This is a genomic window from Faecalicatena contorta (genome assembly GCF_003149105.1).
Taxonomy (GTDB): Bacteria; Bacillota; Clostridia; order Lachnospirales; family Lachnospiraceae; genus Muricomes; species Muricomes contortus_C.
The window spans coordinates 1-1,510 of the sequence record NZ_QGDS01000033.1; the positions used below are offsets into that span (position 1 = coordinate 1).

The 1,510-nt window shown below is 42.8% G+C and carries 1 protein-coding gene; it reads left to right on the top strand.

Features of this window, described 5'->3' with window-relative positions; translation table 11 throughout:
* Positions 1–105: 105 nt before the first annotated feature.
* Positions 106–1,347 (top strand): IS256 family transposase, encoded by a 1,242-nt coding sequence (locus A8805_RS21865; protein WP_109714820.1) that lies wholly within the window; start codon positions 106–108, stop codon positions 1,345–1,347.
* Positions 1,348–1,510: the final 163 nt, after the last annotated feature.

Consider the following 1,510-nt stretch of genomic DNA (forward strand, 5'->3'; position numbering starts at 1 on the left):
GGGAGTGTAAGATAGAGTGTGTAAGTTCAAAATGAACTTCACACTCTGTTTTTTTGTCAGGATATGTTAAACTAAACAACAGAGAAAAGGAAGGATAGAACTACTATGGCAAGAAGAAAACGTGACCCTAAAAAAGATGCACTGGTACAGGCAATACTGAATCAGTACCAACCGGAAAACGTCGGAGACATGCAGGATGCTTTGAAAGATATCTTCGGCCCTATGTTTGAATCAATGCTTCAGGGAGAAATGAAAGATCATCTGGGTTATGAGAGTAATGACCGACAGGAAAAGGAGGGGACAAACCGCAGAAATGGATATTCAGCCAAAACACTAAAAACTTCATTTGGCGATGTTCCGATCAACGTTCCACGCGACCGCGAAGCCAGATTTGAACCAAAGGTAATTCCGAAACGCACAACAAATGTTTCAGGTATTGAGGATAAAGTTCTCTCCATGTATGCGAAAGGCATGAGCCAACGTGATATTGCCGCTACCATTGAAGACATTTACGGGTTTGAAATATCGCATGAGACAATCTCCGATATCACCGACAGCGTACTGGAACAGCAACAGGAATGGCAGAACCGCCCCTTAAAAGAGTGTTATCCTTTCGTGTTTGTGGATTGCATGTATGTCACGTTGCGAAAGGATTATGAGACAAAGAAATATGCCGTTTACACAATGCTGGGGTATGATATCGACGGACATAAGGATATCCTGGGGCTGTGGCTTAACGAAACCGAAAGCAAGCATAGCTGGATGCAGATATTTGATGAGATAAAAAGCCGAGGTGTGGAGGATATTTTCTTTCTGTCGATGGATGGGGTAAGTGGCCTGGAAAATGGAGCAAAGGCAATCTTTAAGGATGTGACTGTTCAAAGATGCATGGTGCATCTGATCCGTAATTCAGTGAAGTACATTCCAAGCAAGGACTATAAGGCATTTACCAGCCAATTAAAGAAGGTGTATGGTGCCCCAAGTGTAAAAGCAGCAAGAGCTGAATTTGAGAAGCTGAAGCAAACATGGAGTAGTTATCCGGGAGCAGTGGATGTATGGGAAAGAAACTTCGCCCATGTAGAACAGTTGTATGATTATGGCAGCGCAGTACGTAAAATAATGTACACGACAAATGCTGTGGAGAGTATCCATTCAAGTTTCCGCAAGGTAACAAAACAGGGAGCATTTCCGAACGAGAACGCATTGCTAAAACTGCTGTATCTGCGAATAACAGAGCTATATAAGAAATGGGAAGGAGGTCATGTACATAGCTGGGCACTGGTGAGAAACCAGTTGGATGTAGATCCGAAAATCCAGCCAAGAATTCGAAAATATGAAAGAGTCTAAGAATCTAACAACCACCATCATATACGGATGGTCTGATTGTGGTACCCTAAAATGGGCCGCCCCCGTTGACGGGGAGAAAGCAAGGCTGAACTCATGAAAATACCGGTGCATGAACACCGGTATTATAAAAAATCAAAATTTACACATTTTACTTGACAAACCC

Bases quoted from the DNA above. Each gene is read 5' to 3' on its own strand.
- A8805_RS21865 (WP_109714820.1), top strand. From the start codon at position 106: ATGGCAAGAAGAAAACGTGACCCTAAAAAAGATGCACTGGTACAGGCA.